General features: G+C 67.8%; 15 protein-coding genes and 1 tRNA gene. 5 read left to right on the forward strand and 11 right to left on the reverse strand.

Features of this window, described 5'->3' with window-relative positions; translation table 11 throughout:
* The first annotated feature begins 214 nt into the window (after nt 1-214).
* Together folD and WS49_RS29835 are read left to right on the forward strand one after the other, a co-directional pair.
* Complete coding sequence (folD, locus tag WS49_RS29830) at nt 215-1072, forward strand: bifunctional methylenetetrahydrofolate dehydrogenase/methenyltetrahydrofolate cyclohydrolase FolD (protein WP_059464202.1); 858 nt, start codon at nt 215-217, stop codon at nt 1070-1072.
* Between the two features lie 254 nt (nt 1073-1326).
* A complete protein-coding gene (locus WS49_RS29835; protein WP_059535876.1) occupies nt 1327-3414 on the forward strand; it encodes a M3 family metallopeptidase in 2088 nt (695 codons plus the stop codon).
* Between the two features lie 60 nt (nt 3415-3474).
* Here the strand turns inward: WS49_RS29835 and dinB are convergent, their stop codons facing one another.
* Complete coding sequence (gene dinB, locus WS49_RS29840; RefSeq protein ID WP_059535878.1) at nt 3475-4680, reverse strand: DNA polymerase IV; 1206 nt, start codon at nt 4678-4680, stop codon at nt 3475-3477.
* A gap of 170 nt (nt 4681-4850) precedes the next feature.
* On the opposite strand from dinB, the gene WS49_RS29845 reads away from it, so the two are divergent.
* The gene (locus tag WS49_RS29845) at nt 4851-5543 is read left to right on the forward strand and encodes an aspartate/glutamate racemase family protein (protein WP_059535880.1); all 693 of its coding nucleotides are present in this window, start codon (nt 4851-4853) and stop codon (nt 5541-5543) included.
* A gap of 82 nt (nt 5544-5625) precedes the next feature.
* Here WS49_RS29845 and WS49_RS29850 read toward each other — a convergent pair.
* A tRNA-Met gene (locus WS49_RS29850) sits at nt 5626-5702 on the reverse strand.
* A gap of 181 nt (nt 5703-5883) precedes the next feature.
* On the opposite strand from WS49_RS29850, the gene xth reads away from it, so the two are divergent.
* The gene (xth, locus tag WS49_RS29855; RefSeq protein ID WP_218921273.1) at nt 5884-6660 is read left to right on the forward strand and encodes an exodeoxyribonuclease III; all 777 of its coding nucleotides are present in this window, start codon (nt 5884-5886) and stop codon (nt 6658-6660) included.
* A 25-nt stretch (nt 6661-6685) separates the two neighbouring features.
* Here the strand turns inward: xth and WS49_RS29860 are convergent, their stop codons facing one another.
* The 4 genes from WS49_RS29860 to glnA form a co-directional block, all read right to left on the reverse strand.
* Entirely contained in the window at nt 6686-8812 is a 2127-nt protein-coding gene (locus WS49_RS29860; RefSeq protein ID WP_059535884.1) for a prolyl oligopeptidase family serine peptidase, read from the reverse strand.
* Between the two features lie 79 nt (nt 8813-8891).
* Nucleotides 8892-10421 (reverse strand): nitrogen regulation protein NR(I), encoded by a 1530-nt coding sequence (ntrC, locus tag WS49_RS29865; RefSeq protein WP_059535886.1) that lies wholly within the window; start codon nt 10419-10421, stop codon nt 8892-8894.
* A 46-nt stretch (nt 10422-10467) separates the two neighbouring features.
* A complete protein-coding gene (gene glnL / locus WS49_RS29870) occupies nt 10468-11610 on the reverse strand; it encodes a nitrogen regulation protein NR(II) (RefSeq protein ID WP_059535888.1) in 1143 nt (380 codons plus the stop codon).
* A 161-nt stretch (nt 11611-11771) separates the two neighbouring features.
* Nucleotides 11772-13187: a type I glutamate--ammonia ligase gene (gene glnA, locus WS49_RS29875; protein WP_059535891.1), complete on the reverse strand. Its 1416-nt coding sequence runs from the start codon at nt 13185-13187 to the stop codon at nt 11772-11774.
* 406 nt (nt 13188-13593) lie between these two features.
* On the opposite strand from glnA, the gene WS49_RS29880 reads away from it, so the two are divergent.
* The gene (locus tag WS49_RS29880; protein WP_059535893.1) at nt 13594-14058 is read left to right on the forward strand and encodes a rhodanese-like domain-containing protein; all 465 of its coding nucleotides are present in this window, start codon (nt 13594-13596) and stop codon (nt 14056-14058) included.
* A 136-nt stretch (nt 14059-14194) separates the two neighbouring features.
* Here WS49_RS29880 and WS49_RS29885 read toward each other — a convergent pair whose 3' ends face one another.
* The 5 genes from WS49_RS29885 to hrpA form a co-directional block, all read right to left on the reverse strand.
* Nucleotides 14195-15010, reverse strand: a complete 816-nt coding sequence (locus WS49_RS29885) for a competence/damage-inducible protein A (protein WP_059535895.1) — start codon at nt 15008-15010, stop codon at nt 14195-14197.
* Nucleotides 15007-15834 (reverse strand): EI24 domain-containing protein, encoded by an 828-nt coding sequence (locus WS49_RS29890; protein ID WP_059535897.1) that lies wholly within the window; start codon nt 15832-15834, stop codon nt 15007-15009. Before WS49_RS29890 ends, WS49_RS29885 begins: the two co-directional genes overlap by 4 nt.
* Nucleotides 15835-15945: 111 nt before the next feature.
* Nucleotides 15946-16920 carry a sterol desaturase family protein gene (locus tag WS49_RS29895; RefSeq protein ID WP_059535899.1) on the reverse strand — a complete coding sequence of 325 codons (975 nt, stop codon included), beginning with the start codon at nt 16918-16920 and terminating at the stop codon, nt 15946-15948.
* Between the two features lie 16 nt (nt 16921-16936).
* Nucleotides 16937-17926 (reverse strand): YVTN family beta-propeller repeat protein, encoded by a 990-nt coding sequence (locus WS49_RS29900; protein ID WP_059535900.1) that lies wholly within the window; start codon nt 17924-17926, stop codon nt 16937-16939.
* Between the two features lie 161 nt (nt 17927-18087).
* Entirely contained in the window at nt 18088-22281 is a 4194-nt protein-coding gene (gene hrpA / locus WS49_RS29905) for an ATP-dependent RNA helicase HrpA (protein WP_059535901.1), read from the reverse strand.
* Nucleotides 22282-22283 lie beyond the last annotated feature (2 nt).

Raw genomic sequence — 22283 nt, forward strand, 5'->3', positions numbered from 1 at the left:
GGCCGGCCGCACCGTCACCCTGCCGCGCCGTGCGATGCGGCCCACTCGCGCGGCGCGGCCCGGCGCTTCCTCCCGGCGCGCCGGCACCGCCGCCATGACGCTTTCCCGATATTCGCTGTCGGACGACGGCAGGCGACCGGTATAATTGCGTGTTTTGCTGCGGCGCTTCGCGCGCCGCACGCCCGCATTCCAACTTCCCGGCAGGACCACCACCATGACAGCCCTCCTCATCGACGGCAACGCCCTCTCGAAGACCTTGCGCGCGCAGGCCGCCGAACGCGCCGCCGCCCTGACCGCACGCGGCCACCAGCCCGGTCTCGCGGTGATCCTCGTCGGCGCCAACCCGGCGAGCGAAGTCTACGTGCGCAACAAGATCAAGGCGTGCGAGGACAACGGTTTCTTCTCGCTGAAGGATGCGTACCCGGACACGCTGTCGGAAGCCGACCTGCTGGCGCGCATCGACGAACTGAACCGCGACCCGAAGATCCACGGCATCCTGGTCCAGCTGCCGCTGCCGAAGCACATCGACAGCCACAAGGTGATCGAGGCGATCGCGCCGGAGAAGGACGTCGACGGCTTCCACGTCGCGAACGCCGGCGCGCTGATGACGGGCAAGCCGCTGTTCCGCCCGTGCACGCCGTACGGCGTGATGAAGATGTTCGAAGCACATGACATCCCGCTGCAAGGCGCGAACGCCGTCGTGATCGGCCGCTCGAACATCGTCGGCAAGCCGATGGCGATGCTGCTGCTCGAAGCCGGCGCGACCGTGACGATCTGCCACAGCAAGACCCGCGACCTCGCCGCCCACACGCGCCAGGCCGACGTCGTGGTCGCCGCGGTCGGCAAGCGCAACATCCTGACGGCCGACATGGTCAAGCCTGGCGCGACGGTGATCGACGTCGGCATGAACCGCGACGACGCGGGCAAGCTGTGCGGCGACGTCGACTTCGCCGGCGTGAAGGAAGTCGCCGGTCACATCACGCCGGTGCCGGGCGGTGTCGGCCCGATGACCATCACGATGCTGCTGATCAACACGATCGAAGCCGCCGAGCGCGCCGCCGCGGCCGCCTGATCGCAACGCGATCGCCCCTGCCCGCCCAGCCGGCGCGCATTCGTGCGCCGGCGTCTGGCCGGCCGCCGTCGCGGCCGCGCCGTTGCACCAAACTCCCCCGTATCCGACCCCGCACCGAGCGCAACCAATCGCGTCGTTAGAAACTAACGATTGGAAAGCGCGCGATGCGCCCCAATAATGTCGGTATCGGGCGCCGCCGCATCGCGCCTCACCCTTTTCACTCCGGTTCATCCGGCAACAGACAGGGAGTCTTAATGTCCGCCAGCGCCAACACCAATCCGCTCCTCGATTTCTCCGGCCTGCCCCGCTTCGGCGAGATTCGTCCGGAACACGTGACGCCCGCGCTCGACACGCTGCTCGATGCCGCCAACCGCGCGGTCGACACCGCGAGCGCGCCCGAGACGCCGGCGACGTGGGCCGCGATCGTCGAGACGGTCGAGCAGGCAACGGAGCCGCTCGGGCGTGCATGGGGCGTCGTCGGCCACCTGAACGCGGTCGCCGATACGCCGGAGTTGCGCGCCGCCTACGGCGAAAACCTGCCGCGCGTGACCGAGTTCTGGTCGAGCGTCGGCCAGAACCTCGCGCTGTACGAGAAGTACAAGGCGATCGCCGCGAGCGCCGAATACGCGACGCTGTCCGCCGAACGCAAGAAGATCCTCGACAACGCGCTGCGCGATTTCCGCCTGTCGGGCGCCGAGTTGCCCGAGGACCGGAAGCCGCGCTTCGCGGAACTGCAGGAACAGCAGGCCGCGCTGTCGAAGGCGTTCTCCGACCACGTGCTCGACGCGACCAACGCGTATGCGTATTTCGCGCACGACGAAGCCGAGCTGGCCGGCCTGCCGGGCGACGCGATCGAAGCGGCCCGCGAAGCCGCGCAGAAGGACGGCAAGGAAGGCTGGAAGTTCACGCTGCATTTCCCGTCCTACTTCCCGGTGCTGCAGTACGCCGAGAACCGCGCGATGCGCGAGACGCTGTACCGCGCGTATGCAACCCGCGCATCGGAACTCGGCCCGCAGTACGGCGGCGGCAAGGCCGAATGGGACAACACGGCGATCGTCGCCGACGAACTGAAGCTGCGCCGCGAAGAAGCGCAGATGCTCGGCTACCGCAACTTCGCCGAGGTGTCGCTCGCGCCGAAGATGGCCGAATCGCCGCAGCAGGTGATCGCATTCCTCGAGGATCTCGCGACGCGCGCGCGCCCGCACGCTGACAAGGACTGGGACGAACTGCGCGCGTTCGCCGCGAAGGAACTCGGTCTGGCCGAGCTCGCGCCGTGGGACGTCGCGTTCGCGGCCGAGCGGCTGCGCCAGCAGCGCTACGCGTTCTCGGAAAACGAGGTCAAGCAGTATTTCCCGGAACCGGCCGTGCTGAAGGGCCTGTTCACCGTCACCGAAACGCTGTTCGGCGTGCGGATCAAGCCGGACGACGCACCGGTGTGGCACAAGGACGTGCGTTTCTTCCGCGTGGAAAACCGCGACGGCTCGCTCGTCGCGCAGTTCTATCTCGATCTGTATGCGCGCGAAGGCAAGCGCGGCGGCGCGTGGATGGACGATGCGCGTGCGCGCGCGAAGCGCGGCAACGCCGTGCAGACGCCGGTTGCGTATCTGACCTGCAACTTCTCGGCACCGGTCGGCGGCAAGCCCGCATGCTTCACGCACGACGAAGTCATCACGCTGTTCCATGAATTCGGCCACGGGCTGCATCACATGCTCACGCGCGTCGACGAACTCGGCGTGTCGGGCATCAACGGCGTCGAATGGGATGCGGTCGAACTGCCGTCGCAGTTCATGGAAAACTTCTGCTGGGAATGGGACGTGCTGTCGTCGATGTCGTCGCACGTCGATACGGGCGCCACGCTGCCGCGCGAGCTGTTCGACAAGATGATCGCCGCGAAGAACTTCCAGAGCGGCCTCGGCACGCTCCGCCAGATCGTGTTCTCGATGTTCGACATGCTGCTGCACGTCGACTTCGACCCGGCCGGCACGACCGGCGTGAACGCATTCGCGCGCGAGATCAACGAGCGCTACCACGTGATCCCGCAGGCGGCGTTCTCGCGCTGGCCGAACACGTTCAGCCACATCTTCGCAGGCGGCTATGCGGCCGGCTATTACAGCTACAAGTGGGCGGAGGTGCTGTCGGCCGACGCGTATGCGGCGTTCGAGGAAGCGGCTGCCGCAAGCGGCAGCGTGCTCGACGCGGCAACCGGCACGCGCTATCGCCGCGAGATCCTCGAAGTCGGCGGCAGCCGGCCGGCGATGGATTCGTTCAAGGCGTTCCGCGGCCGCGAGCCGGAAATCGACGCGCTGCTGCGCCACAACGGGATGGCTTCCCCCGCGCACTGAGCATGCGCTGCCCGGCTCGTCCGGCAGCATCGAAAGGCACCGCTTCGGCGGTGCCTTTTTTCATGGTGCCGGCGTCTCGCCGCCGGCTTCGTCCGTGTTGTCGGTGTTGCGGTCGGCCTCATCGTCGAACAGCGAAAACTGCCCGTGACGCTCGGCCGTGTCCTCGTCGATGCGCACGCCGACGCCGAGCAGCCGCACGGCCTGCGCGCGCCGCTGCAGCCCCTTCGCGAGCAGCGTGACGGCCGTTTGCGCATTCGTCGCGTCGGCCACGCACTCGACCGTCGTGCGCTGGAAATCGGCGAAGCGAATCTTCACGTACAACTTGCGGATCGCACGGGCCGCGCCCGCGCGCGCGATGCGCGCGTCGAGCTGCACGACCAGGCGGCGGATCTCGTCCGCGCATTGCTCGAGCGTCGTCAGGTCGGTCACGTAGGTCGTCTCGACGCTGACCGACTTGCGCTCCTGATCGGCCTGCACCGGCCGCTCGTCGATTCCGCGCGCCAGTTGGTAGAGCCGCCGGCCGAACGCGCCGAACTCGCGATGCAGGTCGATCAGCGACCAGTCGCGCAGCTGCGCGCAGGTCTGGATGCCGAGCCGGTCGAGCCGCGTGGCCGTCACCTGGCCGACGCCGTGCAGCTTGCGCACCGGCAACGCCGCGACGAATGCATCGACCTCATGCGGGCGCACGACGAACAGGCCGTCGGGCTTGTTCCAGTCGGACGCGATTTTCGCGATGAACTTGTTCGGCGCGACACCCGCCGACACCGTCACGCCGACCGTGTCGTACACGCGCTGGCGAATCTCCCGCGCAATCAGCGTCGCGCTGCCCTGGCACAGTTCGGAGCCGCTGACGTCGAGGTACGCCTCGTCGAGCGACAGCGGCTCGACGTCACGCGTGTAGTCGCGATAGATCGCCATGATCTGCCGCGACGCCGCGCGGTACTTGTCCATCGCGGACGGCAGGATCAGCAGGTCCGGGCACTTGCGCATCGCCAGCGCCGACGACATCGCCGAATGCACGCCGTAGCGCCGCGCCTCGTAATTGCAGGTCGCGATCACGCCGCGCTGGTCGGGCCGACCGCCGACCGCGAGCGGCCGGTTGCGCAGCGACGGGTCGTCGCGCATCTCGACCGATGCGTAAAAGCAGTCGCAATCGCAATGGATGATCTTGCGCACGCGCGACGGCGCGTCGCCGGGTGGCGGCACGCGCGGATCGGCAGGCGGGATGATGGTCGGATTCACGGTGCCGATACTGTACAAAAACACAGTGGCCGTTTCAACTGTCGCGTGCTGTCGCGTTCGGTCGCCTCCACGCAGTTCCGGCACGTTCCGGACGGCCGCACCGTACCGGTCCGCTTCGCGCGGATCGTACCGCCGCGCGCAAGGACCGCCCCCTATACTCGTCTGCCACAGGTTACGAAACGCACGGGTGACGGATGAAGACGATCGGATTGATCGGCGGGATGAGCTGGGAATCGTCGGCGGAGTACTACCGGATGATCAATCGCCATTCGAAGGCGTTGCACGGCGGCCATCACAATGCGAAGAGCGTGCTGGTCACGGTGGATTTCGCGGAGATCGAAGCGCTGCAGCGCGCGCAGGACTGGGCCGCGCTCGGCGAGCGGATGGCCGATGCCGCGCGCCGGCTCGAAGCGGCCGGCGCCGACCTCATCGTGCTGACGACCAACACGATGCACCGCGTGCACGGCGCGATCGAGGCTGCGGTGGCGCTGCCGTTCCTGCACATCGCCGATCCGACCGGCGCCGCGCTGCGTGCAGCGGGCGTCGAGCGCGTCGCGCTGCTCGGCACGCGCTACACGATGGAACTGCCGTTCTACGCGGCGCGTCTGCGCGACAAATTCGGTCTCGACGTGCTGGTGCCGGACGAATCCGCGCGCGGCGACGTGCACCGGATCATCTACGACGAGCTGTGTCATGGTGTGATCGATGCCGGGTCGCGCGCGACCTACGTGGCCATCATCGACGAACTGGCCACACGCGGCGCGCAGGCGGTGATACTCGGCTGCACGGAAATCACGCTGCTGATCGGTGCGGACGATTCGCCGCTGCCGGTGTTCGATACGACCGCGCTGCATGCGAAGGCGGCGGTCGAGTGGGCGGCGGGCTGAAAACAAAAAACCCGGCACGAGGCCGGGTTCCTGTCGACGAAGCGCGCATCGGTCACTTGCGCTGCACATCGTCTGGTGTGCTTGGTTGCGGGGGTAGGATTTGAACCTACGACCTTCGGGTTATGAGCCCGACGAGCTGCCAGACTGCTCCACCCCGCGTCAGAGAAATAAATTATAGGGTGATGAAGTACTCACGTCAACACTTTTGTCACAATTTCTTTGCAGGTCGTCGATAACGCAATGCATCGGGCCTGCTTCGCGTCGCGTGTCGCGCGCGTTCGCGCCCCTTGCTCGCGGTAAGATGGCGGCCTTCGCATTCACCCCGCACGCATTCCCGTTCATGAAAATCGCCACCTGGAACGTCAACTCGCTCAACGTCCGCAAGCAGCACGTGCTCGACTGGCTCGCGCAAAGCGGAACCGACGTGCTGTGCCTGCAGGAACTGAAGCTGCCCGACGAGAAGTATCCGCGCGCCGATCTCGAGGCTGCCGGCTACCGCAGCTGGTTCACGGGCCAGAAGACCTACAACGGCGTCGCGATCCTCGTGCGCGACACGCTCGCCGTCGACGAATCGGACGTCGTGCGCAACATCCCCGGCTTCGACGATCCGCAGCAGCGCGTGATCGCCGTGACGGTCGACGGCGTGCGCATCGTGTCCGCCTATTTCCCGAACGGCCAGGCGCCCGACTCCGACAAGTTCGTCTACAAGATGCAGTGGCTCGACGCGCTGCATGCGTGGCTGAGCACCGAGATGCAGCGCCACCCGAAGCTCGCGCTGCTCGGCGACTACAACATCGCGCCGGAAGACCGCGACGTGCACGACCCGGCGAAATGGGAAGGCCAGAACCTCGTGTCGCCGCAGGAGCGTGCGCACTTCGCGAAGCTGATCGAACTCGGCTTCGTCGATGCATTCCGCCGTTTCGAACAGCCGGAGAAGACCTTCACGTGGTGGGACTACCGGATGTTCGCGTTCCGCCGCAACGCGGGGCTGCGTATCGACCACGTCCTGCTGTCGCCGGCGCTCGCCGCCACCTGCACGTCGTGCGAAGTCGATCGCGTGCCGCGCACGTGGGACCAGCCGTCCGACCACGCGCCCGTCGTCGCGATCGTCGGCTGAGCCCCCTGCCCGCTCGCGCCCGCGCTCAATCGCGCGCGGGCGCGGGCCCGAGATGGGCCCACAGGAAGCCGAATTCCGCCGCGTCCGATTCGGCGCGCTCCAGATCGTCGGCGCTGCCGTGGCCGCCGTCGGTGTTCTCCCAGTACCACACCCGTTCGTGTCCGAGCGCATGCATGCGCGCGGCCATCTTGCGCGCATGCGCGGGATGCACGCGGTCGTCGCGCGTCGACGTCGTCAGCAGCAGCGGCGGATACACGACACCTTCGCGCACGCGGTGATACGGCGAGTAGGCGGCGAGCGCCGCGCCCTCGCGCGCATCGTCCGGATCGCCGTACTCGTCGAGCCACGCGGCGCCCGCGTGCAGCTTCGGATAGCGCCGCATGTCGAGCAGCGGCACGCGGCACAGCACCGCGCCGAACAGTTCCGGACGCTGCACCATGCAAGCGCCCACCAATAGCCCGCCGTTGCTGCCGCCCTCGATGCCGAGCTGCGCGGCCGTCGTCACGCCGGTGCGGATCAGGTCCTCGGCCACCGCGATGAAGTCGTCGAACGAGCGCTGCCGATGTTCGCGCTGCGCGTCGACGTGCCAGCCCGGCCCGAATTCGCCGCCACCCCGGATGTGTGCGAACGCCGCGACACCGCCACGTTCGAGCCACGCAATGCCGAGTGCATCGCTGTAGCCCGGCAGGTTCGGAATCGCGAAGCCGCCATAGCCTGACAGCAGGCACGGGCGCGCGACGCGGGGGCGGCCGTCGGCACGCTCCGGCGCATCGAGTGCATCGAGCGCGTCACGCAGCCCGATCAGCGTGTACGGCACCACCGTGCCGTCGCGCGAACGGGCATTCGCGCGGCGCACGACGAGCCCGGCCGCATCGAACCGCACCGGCGGCCGGTCGAGCAGCACGCGGCGCGACGGCGCATCGGCCGCGCGATCGGCCAGGTCGGCGAGCCAGCATTCGGGCGGATCGAGATAGGTATCGACGTCCACGTACACGTCGTCGTTCAGCGTCGACTCGACCGGCTCGACGTCGATCTGCGCATCGCCCGGCCAGTCGAACGGCCGCGCCTCCCACGTCCACGCGCCGTCCTCGCCCTGGCGCGGCTGCCACAGCATCGTGCGGTTGTGCACGTCGTCGAGCCAGCTCGCGATCAGCATCGTGCGCGTGTGCGTCCACGTGCAGGCGGACGTCGACGGCCGCGGCGCGAACAGCGTCGTGAGCTCGCGCGACCCGGCCAGGAACGCCTGCTCGCGGATCGCGAGCAGCGAGCCGCCTGCGTGATGCACGCCGCCGCAGTCCCAGTCGAGCCGCGGCTCCAGCACGAGCCAGCCTTCCCAGAAGCCGACCTCGACATGCGTCGGCACGTCGTAGCGCGCCCACTCGCCCGCGTCGGTCAGCCAGTACGCGTGTGCGTCGAAGAAATCCACGCTGCGCCACGCGACGTGACGGCCATCGATCGGGTCGAACCACGCGCCCGCGCTGATGTCGTCGGGTTCGCCGCGAAACACGACCGGCGCATCGGCGAGCGGCGTGCCGCGCACCCAGCGGCGCGCGTCGTACGGATAGCCGGCCGCGGTCGCATGCGCTTCACCGCGATCCCAGCTCACGTAGACGGTATCGCGGTCGATCCAGCCGACCGTGTGATGCCCCGGCTCGTCGATCGTGAAACCGCCGTCGACGAAACGACGCTGCACGAGATCGAACTCGCGCACGACGACGGCGTCGGCCCCGCCGGGCGACAGCGACAGCAGCGCGCGGTCGCCGTCGGGGTACAGGATCGCGTCCTGCTCGAACACCCACGACTCGCCCTCTTGCGCGCCGAGCGCGTCGACGTCGAGCAGCGTTTCCCACTCGGGCCGGCCGGCGCGCCAGTCGTCCCAGCGCGCGCGGCGCCACAGTCCCTTCGGATGGAGATCGTCCTGCCACAGGTCGTACGCCCAGTCGCGCCAGCGGGTCGGAATCACCGGGCGTTCGCGCGGCAGATACGCCTGCGCGAGCCGCGCGGTGAGCGCGCGATACGCATCGTCGTCGCGCAGCGCGACACGCGTGCGCGCGTTCTGCTCGTCGACCCAGGCGCGGGCGCGCTTGCTGTCGAGCGCTTCGAGAAAGCGGAAGGGATCGGCCCCGGCGGGCCAGCGGAAGGAATCGGACATGACGGAACGCACCTGACGGCAAACCGCGATTATGTCCGATCACGGCATGCGCGACGTCCGCGCATGCCGCGACAGCGGTTTACGGCTCCAGATGCAGTTCCTGGATCTTGCGCGTGATGGTGTTGCGGCCGATGCCGAGCCGCTCCGCCGCCTCGACCTTGCGGCCGCGCGTGAAGTCGAGCGCCTCGCGAATCACGGCCGCCTCGAAGCGGCGCGCGAGCTCGTCCATCACGTCGGCCGAATTCTCGCGCAGCAGCCGCGCGACTTCGGTGCGCAGCCCGCTTTCCCACATCGGATAGCCGGCCGGCGCACCGTTCGGTGCGGCCGCGACGGGCGCCGCCGTCAACGGCACGACACCGGCCGCCAGCTGCGCGCGCGCCGCGTCGCCGGCAACGCCGCCGCTCACGCCGCCGAGTGCATCCGCGCCATCGGCCGTCGCGGTCACCGGCGCGCCTGCCGGCACGAGGTCGGGCGGCAGGTCCTTGATCTCGACCGTCTGCGCGGGCGCCATCACGGTCAGCCAGTTCGCGAGGTTCTCGAGCTGCCGCACATTGCCGGGAAACGGCAGCGACGTCAGATACGCGAGCGCTTCGTCCGACACGCGCTTCGGCTCGACGCCGAGATCGCGCGCGCTCTTCTGCAGGAAGTGGCGCGTGAGCAGCGCGATGTCCTCGCTGCGTTCGCGCAGCGGCGGCAGCCGCAGCCGGATCACGTTGAGGCGGTGGTAAAGGTCCTCGCGGAACAGCCCCTGCCGCACGCGCGCCTCCAGATTCTGGTGCGTCGCGGCGATCACGCGCACGTTCGCGCGCAGCGGATTGTGGCCGCCGACGCGATAGAACTGGCCGTCCGACAGCACGCGCAACAGGCGCGTCTGCAGATCGAACGGCATGTCGCCGATTTCGTCGAGGAACAGCGTGCCGTTCTCGGCCTGCTCGAAGCGGCCCTGGCGCGTCGTCTGCGCGCCGGTGAACGCGCCACGCTCGTGGCCGAACAGTTCGGATTCCAGCAGGTCCTTCGGAATCGCCGCCGTGTTCAGCGCGATGAACGGGCCGTTCGCCCGCGGGCTGTGACGGTGCAGCGCCCGCGCGACGAGCTCCTTGCCGGTGCCCGATTCGCCGGTGATCAGCACGGTCGCGGCCGAATGCGACAAGCGGCCGATCGCGCGGAACATGTCCTGCATCGCGGGCGCCTGGCCGAGCATCTCGGGCGCCTCGGCGACGCGCTCGTCCTGCGGCGCACCGCCGCGCAGGCTCTCCTCGACCGCGCGGCGAATCAGCTCGACGGCCTTGTCGACGTCGAACGGCTTCGCGAGATATTCGAACGCGCCGCCCTGGAACGCCGCGACGGCGCTGTCGAGATCGGAGAACGCCGTCATGATGATGACGGGCAGGCCCGGCAAGCGCTCGTGCATCGCCTGCAACAGCTCGAGGCCGGAGCCGCCCGGCATCCGGATATCGGACACGAGCACCTGCGGCGTCTCGTGGTCGAGCGCGGCCAGCGCGTCGCGCACGTTCGCGAAGCTCTTCGTCGCGAAGCTGTCCCGGGCGAGTGCCTTTTCGAGCACCCAGCGGATCGATTGGTCGTCGTCTACTATCCAGATCGGCTTCATAGGTCGGTCAGGTATGGGTGAATCCGGTGAATCGCCATGCCGTCGCTCAGTGATCGAGCGGCAGCAGGATCTGAAATTCGGTACGGCCGGGCCGGCTCTCGACCTCGATCATCCCGTCGTGCTGCTGCACGAAGGTCTGCGCGAGCGTGAGGCCGAGGCCGCTGCCGTCGTCGCGCCCGGACACGAGCGGGTAGAAGATCCGGTCGCGGATCTCCTCCGGAATGCCGGGCCCGTTGTCGACTATGTGCAAGTCCAGTGCCAGCTTGTACAGGCGCTTCGCGATCGTCACCTTGCGCGCGACGCGCGTGCGCAGCTCGATCTTCGCGTCGCCCTGCGCGATCCGTTCGCGCAGCGCCTGCGCGGCGTTGCGCACGATGTTCAGCAGCGCCTGGATCAGCTGCTCCTTGTCGCCGCGCAGGTCCGGCACGCTCACGTCGTAATCGCGCTCGATGGTGAGCCCGCGCGGAAATTCCGCGAGCATCACCGCGCGCACGCGTTCGCACACTTCATGAATGTTGACGTCGCCGACGATGTGCGGATGCCGATGTGGCTCCAGCAACCGGTCGACGAGCGTCTGCAGCCGATCGGACTCCTTGATGATCACCTGCGTGTATTCGCGCAACTCGCCGCGCTCGCGCTCGCTCAGTTCGAATTCGAGCAGCTGGGCTGCGCCGCGAATGCCGCCGAGCGGGTTCTTGATTTCGTGCGCGAGGTTGCGGATCAATTGCTTGTTGACCGCGGTCAGGTCGTGGATGCGCTCCTCGCGATCGGTGCGCGACTGCCGTTCGTTCTCGAACAGCTCGACGAGCACGAAATCGGGCGCGGTCTCGAGGAAGCCAACGATCGCATGCACGTGCAGCGGTTCGCGACCGGGCCGGTCGAGCACGGTATCGAGATGCGTCGCGTGAAAGCGCTCCTCGCCGATCGCGGTGATCGTCGACGCGAGCTCGTTCGCGTTCGGGAAAATCTCGCCCCACGGCCGCTGCGCGAGCTGCCGGCGCGAGATGTCGAGCATCGCCTCCGCGGACGGGTTCGCGAACGCGACCCGCAGCGTCTTGCGGTCGAGCACGATCACGACCGTCGGCAGCGCTTCCAGCCCGGCAAGCAGGCCCGAGCGCGAGAGGCGCTCGTCTTCCGTCAGTCGCTCGGGCTGCCCCGTCTTCGCCTTGATCAGATTCTTCAGAGCCATCGTGCGTGTCGTCGCGCCTCAGCGGGTCGGAAAATGGAAATGCTCGGAACAAAAAAGGGACGGCTGGACGCCGTCCCCTTTCAGACTCCGCGGTTCCCGCCGCAAGCCGCGCGACGGGAACGAATCGGCATGACGGCGCTGAATCGAAGCGCCATCGCCGATTACAGCGAGTAGTACATCTCGAACTCGATCGGATGCGTCGTCATGCGGAACTTCGCCAGCTCCTGCTCCTTCAGCGCGAGGTACGCATCGATCATGCCGTCGGTGAACACGCCACCGCGCGTCAGGAACTCGCGATCCTTGTCGAGCGCTTCCAGTGCCTGGTCGAGGCCTGCGCAGACGGTCGGGATCTTTGCATCCTCTTCCGGCGGCAGGTCGTACAGGTTCTTGTCCGCAGCTTCGCCCGGGTGGATCTTGTTCTGCACGCCGTCGAGACCGGCCATCATCAGTGCCGTGAAGCACAGGTACGGGTTGGCCATCGGGTCCGGGAAGCGCGTTTCGATACGGCGGCCCTTCGGGTTCGACACGTGCGGAATGCGGATCGATGCCGAACGGTTGCGTGCCGAGTAGGCGAGCTTGACCGGTGCCTCGAAGTGCGGAACCAGACGCTTGTACGAGTTCGTCGTCGGGTTCGTGATCGCGTTCAGCGCACGGGCGTGCTTGATGATGCCGCCGATGTAGAACAGCGCGAATTCCGACAGGCCGGCGTAGCCGTTGCCCGCGAACAGGTTCTGGCCGTCCTTCCAGATCGACTGGTGAACGTGCATGCCCGAACCGTTGTCGCCGACGACCGGCTTCGGCATGAACGTCGCCGTCTTGCCGTACGAGTGCGCGACGTTATGGATGATGTACTTCGACCATTGCGTCCAGTCGGCGCGCTGCACCAGCGTCGAGAACTTCGTGCCGATTTCGTTCTGGCCCTGGCCCGCCACTTCGTGGTGGTGCACTTCGACCGGGATGCCGAGCTGTTCGAGCAGCAGGCACATTTCCGAACGCATGTCCTGGAACGTGTCGACCGGCGCGACCGGGAAGTAGCCGCCCTTCGTGCCCGGACGGTGGCCCGTGTTGCCGCCTTCGAATTCCTTGCCTGCCGACCACGGCGCTTCTTCCGAGTTGATCTTCACGAAGCAGCCCGACATGTCCGTGTTCCACTGGACCGAGTCGAAAATGAAGAATTCCGGCTCCGGACCGAAGTAGGCGGTGTCGCCCAGGCCCGTGCTCTTCAGGTACGCTTCGCCGCGCTTCGCGAGCGAACGCGGGTCGCGCTCGTAGCCCTTGCCGTCGGCCGGCTCGACCACGTCGCAGGTCAGCACCAGCGTCGATTCTTCGTAGAACGGGTCGATGAATGCGGCGGTCGGGTCCGGCATGAGCAGCATGTCCGACGCCTCGATGCCCTTCCAGCCGGCGATCGACGAGCCGTCGAATGCATGACCGCTTTCGAACTTGTCTTCGTCAAACGCCGAAACCGGCACCGACACGTGCTGTTCCTTGCCGCGCGTATCCGTGAAGCGGAAATCGACGAACTTGACGTCCTCGTCCTTCACGAGCTGCATGACGTCGGCGACGGTTTTACTCATAACCTCTTCTCCTGATTGAACAATTCCGGCGGACTGGGAACCGCCTCGTTTATCGAGCTGCCCGGAGTCTGGCTTTGGCGCAGCGCGCCCCGGGTCGACCGAATTCTATATAGCAGCAACCGTGCCAGCCATGCACAGAAGCGACACGAATCGCGCCAGACCGCGCCACGGCAGGGCCCGGCTGCGCGATTCCGGGGCCAGGCGCCGCATCGGCGATCGCATTACCGCACCTCCATGGTGCAAATGGCGAAGCATGCCCATGCCGCAGATTCATTCTGGTGCATGCGTGCCATTCTGCACTTTTTTGGTGAATGCGTGGGCGGTGCATACCCTGCCGGGCAACCGGACATCCGCGCGGCGGTGCCGCGCTAGAATGATCGTTTGACCGATACGGAGACCTCCTGCCATGAGTACGCTCGACCAGCTTTACGCGAAGGCCGAAGAACGCCGCGCCCAGGGTGCGCTCCACTATGCCGGCGCACTGCTGCCGGTCGAGGCGTTCGAACTGCTGCAGCTCGACCCGTCGGCACGCCTCGTCGACGTGCGCACCCGCGCCGAGCTCGACTGGATCGGCCGCCCGCTCGTCGGCGACGGCCAGTACCTGCACCTCGAATGGACGCGCTATCCGGGCGGCGTGCCGAACGCCGAATTCGTCGATCAACTGAAAGCGGCCCTCCCGGCCGATACGCCCATCCTGTTCCTGTGCCGCAGCGCCGCGCGCTCGAAGCTCGCCGCGGTCGCCTCGACGCAGGCCGGCTTCACGAAGGCCTTCGACCTGCTCGAAGGCTTCGAGGGCGGCAAGGATGCCGAAGGCCACCGCAAGACGGTCGACGGCTGGTGCTTCCGGAAATTGCCGTGGATCGGCGCCTGACGGCGCATCCGCCCAGGCACGCCCGACTGCGACATCGTCGAGCCGGGCGATGACATCCCGATGACGGGCCGCATTGCGCGGCCCGTGGTTTTTGTGCGGCCCTTGCGCGGCCCGCATCAGTGATCGGTGCGCGGCCTCAGGCGCGCGGCACGTCCGGTTCGACCACGTCACCGCCGAGCAGGTGCACGCCTTCGCGCAGCTTCACGAACGCGGCCGCGACCGCCTCCGGCTCGCCCTTCACGCCGAGATCGATGTGCCGGCGCGCGTAGATCCCGCCGCGCTCGGCATCGCCGACGCTCGGCAGGCTGAACACGCGCACGCCCGGGAAATCGCGCTCGATCTTCTCCATCAGCGGCGTGAGCGTCGATTCCGGCAGTTCGAACACGTACAACGAGCGCTCCGCGTGCGGCGTCGCGTGATGGAGATGCTGGTACTTCGTGTCGAGCACCCATTCGATCATCGGCCACGCCATCACCGGAAAGCCCGGCACGAAATGGAGATCGCCGACCGAGAACCCGGGAATCCGGTTGTAGCCGTTCGGGATGATCGTCGCGCCGGCCGGGAACACGCCCATGTTGAAGCGGTGCTGGTTTTCCGGCGATTCGAAATCGACCGGCCGGGCCGGATCGGTGTGCGTCTCGCGGATGCGCTCCGAGATCAGCGCCTTCGCTTCCGGGTGCAGCTCGAGCGGCACGCCGAGCGCGGCGGCCGCGCACTGGCGCGTGTGGTCGTCCGGCGTCGCGCCGATCCCGCCCGTGGAAAACACGATGTCGCCGGATGCGACCGCGCGCGCGATCGTCGCGGTGATCCGCGCCGGATCGTCGCCGACGTATTCGGCCCAGTCGAGCGCGAGGCCGCGCGCGCCGAGCAGCTCGATGACCTTGGCCAGGTGCTTGTCCTGCCGGCGGCCCGAAAGGATTTCGTCGCCGATGATGATGATGCCGATGCTCATGCCTGCCCCATGTCGATTGCGGTGGCGCGCGAACTCGCGCGCAGGTCGTCCAGCGCGCGCAGGCAATAGTGCCCGAACCACAGCGCCGAAAAGACGAGGATGAAAGCGTAAACCCAGATCATGGCCGCCGCCACGAACGGAAACAGCACCATCATCCAGACCGACGACACCCATACGAAGGTCGGCACGGTACCGAGCAGCCCGGTCGCGACGCCGATGCCGATCAGCGGCCAGCGATGCTGCCGCACCAGCGCACGGCGCTCGTCGCGGCTCGCGTGCTGCGCGAGCGCGTCGTAGGTCATCACGCGGTAGGTCAGCCAACCCCAGATCACGGGCGGCAGCAGCGCGAAGAACGGCGGAATGAGCCACAGCGGGATCGTGACGACGAGCAGCACGACGCCGACGACGGCCGCGCCGAGCGAATTGAACACGCTGCCGAAGAACGTGCCGCCCCGCTTCGCCTCCAGCGCGGCGAACTGCCGGTTCGACAGGTGCTTGATCACGACCGGCATCGAGATCGTCGCGATCAGCAGCAGCACGGTCAGCACGATCAGCGGAATCGCGAGCGATACGACGACGAACGGCGCGACGACCGCATGCAGCTGCGACATCCCGATCGCGTCGAACATGCGGTACAGCACCGCCGTGAGCACGAAGCCGTCGAGCGCGCCACGCGCGGCGTCGATCAGCGTCTGCCACGAGAACCACAGCACGACGCCCCACAGCAGCGCCGAGACGACGAACGGCATCAGGGTGAGCCACAGCATGCGCGGATGCAGCGCGCTGACGAAGGCCCGGACGAAGGAGCGCAGCAAGTCGTTCATGCGAACCTGTATCGACGAAGAAAAACGGGGAAAGGATAAACCACACGGCCCGCATGCGCCAAAGCGCTTGCGGGCCGTGCAGGAGAGCCGTTCAATGGGAAAGTGACGAGGTCAGGCCGACGCCGCGCCGCGCTTCGCGGGAACGAGGCGCCGGAAGATGCGCACGAACGCGAGGCCGTGCTGCGCCCAGAAGCCGTCGCCGTAGGACACGCCTTCGATCTGCTCGCGGATGCCGGTCGGCTCGACCGTGCGGTTCCACGACGCGGTGCCGAACATCATGTCCCACCACGGGAACAGTACGCCGAAGTTGCAGCCGTACTTGGTACCTTCGTGGCCGTAGCCGACCGCGTGGTGGCGCCGGTGGAAGGTCGGGCTCACGAGCAGGCGCTCGCCGAGCCGGCCGAACGACAGCCGCGCATTCGTATGCTGGATGCTCTGCATGAAGTTCGTGACCGCGGTCAGCACGACGAACTGCGACGGCGTCACGCCGATCACGAGCGCAATCGACGCGAAGAAGCACGACTGGATCACGTCGTCGAGCAGGTGGTTGCGGTCGTCGCACCACAGCGACATCTGCCGCTGGCTGTGATGCACCGCGTGCAATTCCCACCAGATGCCGAACTTGTGCTGCCAGCGGTGATACCAGTAGCCGGCGAAGTCGAGCACGACGAGGTAGATCGCGAACGCGACGATCGGCCGCGACGTCACGCCGGGCCACAGATAGTCGAGGTTGACGTTCGCGACGCCGTGCAGGCGCAGCCATGCCTGGAAGCCGTCGAACACCGGCTGCAGCGCAAAGAAGAAGAACAGCGCGTAGATGCCGAGCTTCGCGATCGCCGTATAGATCACGTCGACCCGCACCGCGCGGCGGTTCTGCCAGCGCTCGACCGGCAGCAGCGCCTCGAGCGGGCGCAGCAGCACGAACATCAGCACCATCTGCAGCGCGCCGATGATCACCCAGTACAGCGCGTCGTAGGTGTCCTCGTCATAGCCCATCAGGTTGAACTTGAAGAGAAGCGGCTGCACGACGTCGACGTACAGCCAGGTCTGGATGTCCGACACGAACGCATCGATCAGGTGCAGCATCGCTCGCCTCCGCCCGTCACGCGCCGTTCGCAGCCTTCCACGGCGCGCGGTCGTAGAAGTAGATCCCGTGCGGCGAACGGCCGACGGCGATCGTCTGCACCAGCTTGCGCGATGCGAGATCGATGATACCGACCTTCTTCGCGAAGCGGAACGTCACCCACAGCGTCTTCTTGTCGGCGGACAGTTCCATGTCGTCCGGTCCCGGCAGCAGGCCGGTGATGTCGCCGACGTTGGTGAGCGTGTTCTCGTCGATGATGCTGATCGTGTTCGCGACCCGGTTCGTGACCGCGACGTGCGTGCCGTCGGCGAGCGAGCGGAAGTTGTGCGCGCCGTTGCCCGTGTGGATCTGCTTGACGATCTTCTGGTTGCGCCAGTCGACCACCGCGACGTAATCCGCGCCGGTCATCCCGACCAGCAGGAACTTGTCGTCCGGCGTGAGCCACAGGCCGGCCGGCACCTTGCCGACCTTCATCTTCCACTTGACCGTCTGAGTCGCGAGGTCGACCGCCGCGATCTCGCCGGACACCTGCAGCGACACGAGCACGGTCTTGCTGTCCTTCGTGAACGCGATGTGGCTCGGCATCACCGCGAGCGGCAAGCGCTTCACGAGATGCAGGTCGCGGCCGTCGTAGCCGTAGATGTCGAGCCGGTCGAGGCGCAGCCCGGTCGACACGAACCACTTGTTGTCGGGCGAAAAGCCGAGCTGGTACGGATCCTCGATGCCTTCGACCGTGCGCTGCAGCTTGCCCGTCTTCGGATCGACGAACATCAGGCTGTTCGAGACCGAATTCGCGACGATCAGCGACGAATTGTCCGGCGTCGCCATCAGATGGTGCGGCTCCTTGCCGGTCGGCATCGTGCCGACGACCTGGCGGGTCTGCTGGTCGATCAGGGAAAGCGTCGCTTCGGCCGAATTGAGGATGATTACGTTATTGGCGTGTGCGGCGGGCGCCAGCACGGCGGCGGCCAGCGCAAGCGTGCGGCCGAAGGAAAGGAAAGTGCGCATGAAGACTCACGTCGTGGAACAGCAGTCATTGTAAAACGCTCGGCGGGCCCCACCGGTTGACGGAAGGCGGGGTTGCGCCACTTCGACGCACGTCGCGGCCGCCGTGCGGCCGGCCGCGGCGGGGTCCGCAACCGGTGCGGGCCCCGCCGGTCGCCGATGCGCTAACGCTGCATCGACTCCCACACCTTGTGCAGACGCTTGACAGAGACAGGCATCGGCGTGCGCAGTTCCTGCGCGAACAGCGAAATTCGCAACTCCTCCAGCAACCAGCGGAATTCCGCGAGGCGCGAATCGGCGACGCCGCCGCGCTGCGACACCGCGCGCTGATACTGCTGGACGAGCGACAGCAGCTCGCCGGACTGCTTCGCGTCGCGCGCCGGGTCGGCCTTCAGCTTGTCGATCCGCAGCGCGATGCCCTTCAGGTAGCGCGGGAAGTGTGCAAGCTGCACGTAAGGCGTGTCGATCACGAAACGCTTGCCGACCAGCGCGGCGAGCTGCTGCTGCAGATCCGCATGGGCCTGCGCGAACGGCTTCGCCTGCGCGAGCTTCTTCGCAAGCCCCGCATACTCGGCGAGGATCTGCCCGACAAGCCGCGCGATCTCCTGCGCGAGCAGGTTGAGGCGGCTCCTGCCCTCGTCGCGGCGCGCGTGGAAGCTCGCGTCGTCGTCGGGCAGCGGATCCTGCAGGCACGCGCGGTCGAGCGCCGTGTCGATCAGCTGATCGCGCAGCTCGTCCTGCGTGCCGAGCGACATGTACTGCATCGCCATCTCGCGCAGCCCCGGCAGGTTCTTCTCGAGGAACTTGATCGGCTCCTTCAGCTGCAGCGCGAACAGCCGCCGCAAGCCGGCCCGGTGGATCCGCGCGGCCTCCTCCGGCGAGTCGAACACTTCGACGTCGCAATGCGTGCCGCGATCGACGAGCGCCGGATAGCCGTACAGCGTCTGGCCGCGGCGGCGGATCTCCAGCAGCTCGGGGAGCTTGCCGAAGTTCCACGTCGTCAGGTTCTCGTACAGCGCAGTCGCGCCGGCTTCCGCCGGGGCGGCCGTGTGCGGCGCCGCGCCCTTGCCCGGCTTGCCGCCCTTCGCCGTCGAACCCGCCGCCGCGGCAAGCGCCGGCGCGCCGCCCGCGTCGCCGTCGCCCGCTTCGCCGCCCGGCGCGATCGTCGACGCCGCCGCGATCTTCTGGAACTGCTGCTGCGCCTGCGCGCCGAGCTCCTGGCGCAGTTGCGCCAGATTGCGCCCCATCGCGAGCTGACGGCCGTGCTCGTCGATCACCTTGAAGTTCATGAACAGGTGCGCGGGCAACGTCTCGAGCTTGAAGTCGGCCGTCTTCATCGCGACCTGGGTCTCGCCGCGCACGTCGGCGATCAGCGCCTCGACGAGGCCGCCCGCGCCGAAGCGCTCGCGGCCCGTGCGCTCGACGAAGCCGGCCGCGTATTCGGGCAGCGGCACGCAGTGCCGGCGCAGCTTCTGCGGCAGCGACTTCAGGAGCAGCTGCACCTTTTCCTTCAGCATCCCGGGCACCAGCCATTCGCAGCGGCGCGCGTCGACCTGGTTCAGCGCGTACAGCGGCACCGCGAGCGTCACGCCGTCGCGCGGCGTGCCGGGCTCGAAATGGTACGTGAGCGCCATCTCGACACCGGCCATCGTCGCGCGCTTCGGAAACAGCTCGGTCGTCACGCCGGCCGCCTCGTGGCGCATCAGGTCGTCGCGCGACAGGTACAGCAGGCGCTGCTTCTCCTCCGCCTGACCGCCCTTCTTCACCTCGTCGCGATACCAGCGCTCGAACGCGGCGCCGGTGTGAATGCCCTCCGGAATCGCCTGGTCGTAATACGCGTAGATCAGCTCGTCGTCGACCAGCACGTCCTGGCGGCGCGACTTGTGCTCGAGCTGCTCGATGTCGGCGAGCAGCTTGCGGTTGTGCGCGAAGAACGGCAGCTTCGTGTCGAACTCGCCCTCGACCAGCGCGCCGCGGATGAACAGCTCGCGCGCCCGCGCCGGATCCTGCTTGCCGAACGAGACGCGCCGGCGGTGGTAGATCGGCAGCCCGTACAGCGTCGCGCGCTCGAACGCGCTGACCTGCGCGGGACGCTTTTCCCAATGCGGCTCCGACAGCGATTTCTTCAGCAGGTGCGCGCCGATCTTCTCGACCCACTCCGGCTCGATCTTCGCGAGACAGCGCGCATACAGCCGGCTCGTCTCGACGAGTTCGGCCGCCATCACCCAGCGGCCTGCCTTCTTCGCGAGCGCCGAGCCCGGCCACAGGTAGAACTTGATCCCGCGCGCGCCGAGGTAATGCGGATCGTCGTCGGCCTTCATGCCGAGGTTGCCGAGCAGGCCCGTCAACAGGGCCAGATGGACCTGCTCGTAGGTCGCCTCGACCTCGTTGAGGCGCCAGCCGTGCTCGCGCACGACCGTCAGCAGCTGCGAATGGACGTCGCGCCATTCGCGCAGCCGCAGGTGCGACAGGAAGTTCTGCCGGCACGCGTCGACCAGCTGCCGGTTCGACTTCTTGTGCGCGACGGCCTCCTCGAACCACGCCCAGATCTTCAGCCACTGCAGGAATTCGGAGCGCTCGTCGGCGAACCGGCGGTGCGCCTGGTCGGCCTGCTCCTGCGCCTCGATCGGACGGTCGCGCGGGTCCTGCACGGACAGCGCGCTCGCGATGATCAGCACCTCGCGCAGCGACTGCTGGTCGCGCGCGGCGAGAATCATCCGGCCGACGCGCGGATCGAGCGGCAGCCGCGCGAGTTCGCGGCCGAGCGGCGTCAGCGCGTTGTCGTCGTCGACCGCGCCGAGTTCGTTGAGCAGCTGGTAGCCGTCCGCGATCGCGCGGCCGGGCGGCGGCTCGAGGAACGGGAACGATTCGATCGCGGTCAGGTGCAGCGACTTCATCCGCAGGATCACCGACGCGAGCGACGAGCGCAGGATTTCCGGATCGGTGAAACGCGCGCGCGCCTGGTAGTCGCTTTCCTCGTACAAGCGGATGCAGACGCCGTCGGCCACCCGGCCGCAGCGGCCCGCGCGCTGGTTCGCGGCGGCCTGCGAGATCGACTCGACCTGCAGCTGCTCGACCTTGTTCCGGTACGAATAGCGCTTCACGCGCGCGAGCCCGGTGTCGACGACGTAGCGGATGCCCGGCACCGTCAGCGACGTTTCGGCCACGTTGGTCGCGAGCACGATGCGGCGTGCGTTCGACGCCTTGAACACCTTGTCCTGGTCGGCCGCCGACAGCCGCGCGAACAGCGGCAGGATCTCGGTATGCGGCGGATGATGCTTGCGCAGCGCCTCGGCCGCCTCGCGGATCTCGCGCTCGCCGGGCAGGAACACCAGCACGTCGCCGGGGCCTTCGCGGCACAGTTCGTCGACCGCGTCGACGATCGCGTCCATCAGGTCGCGTTCGGCCTCGCGCGCGGTCTTCACGCGATCGCGGCCGCCCGTGCCTTCGGCGTGCTTCACGGCCGGGCGATCCTCGGCCACCGGCCGGTAGCGCATCTCGACCGGATACAGCCGCCCGCTCACCTCGATCACGGGCGCGGGGCGCGCGTCGGTGCCGAAATGGCGCGCGAAACGGTCGGCGTCGATCGTCGCGGACGTGACGATCAGCTTCAGGTCCGGCCGCCTCGGCAGGATTTCCTTCAGGTAGCCGAGCAGAAAGTCGATGTTCAGGCTGCGTTCGTGCGCCTCGTCGATGATCAGCGTATCGTACGCCTTCAGCAGCGGATCGGTCTGCGTCTCGGCGAGCAGGATGCCGTCCGTCATCAGCTTGACGGACGCGCCCGGCGCGAGATTGTCGGTGAAGCGCACCTTGTAGCCGACCACCTCGCCGAACGGCGTGCCGAGCTCCTCGGCGATGCGCCGGCCGGTCGACGACGCGGCCAGGCGCCGCGGCTGCGTATGGCCGATCAGGCCCGTGCCGCCGGCGCCGAGGCCGCGGCCGAGATCGAGACAGATCTTCGGCAGCTGCGTGGTCTTGCCCGAACCCGTTTCACCGCAGACGATGACGACCTGATGACCGGCGATCGCGCGCGCGATTTCGTCGCGCTTGCCCGACACGGGCAGGCTTTCGGGGTAGGTGATCGGCGGAACGGGATTGGGCGCGACAGCCGCGCGCGGCGGACGTTCGCGGCGCGGCGCGCGCTCGCCGGCGGCCTGGGGCGCGCCCTGCGCGGCCGGCTGGCCCGGCTCGCGGCGCCGCTCGTCGCCGCGCGGCCCGCGCGGCGGCTGACCCGCCTGCTGTTGCTGCTGGCGCGGCGGCTGGCCCTGCTGCTGACGCGCATCGGCCGCCCCCTCCGGGTGCCGGGCCGACGGCGCTTTGGCCCGCGTCGGCGCGGGACTTTTAGGTACATTCGACATGG

This window comes from Burkholderia sp. RF7-non_BP4, from assembly GCF_001521935.1.
GTDB lineage: Bacteria > Pseudomonadota > Gammaproteobacteria > Burkholderiales > Burkholderiaceae > Burkholderia > Burkholderia diffusa.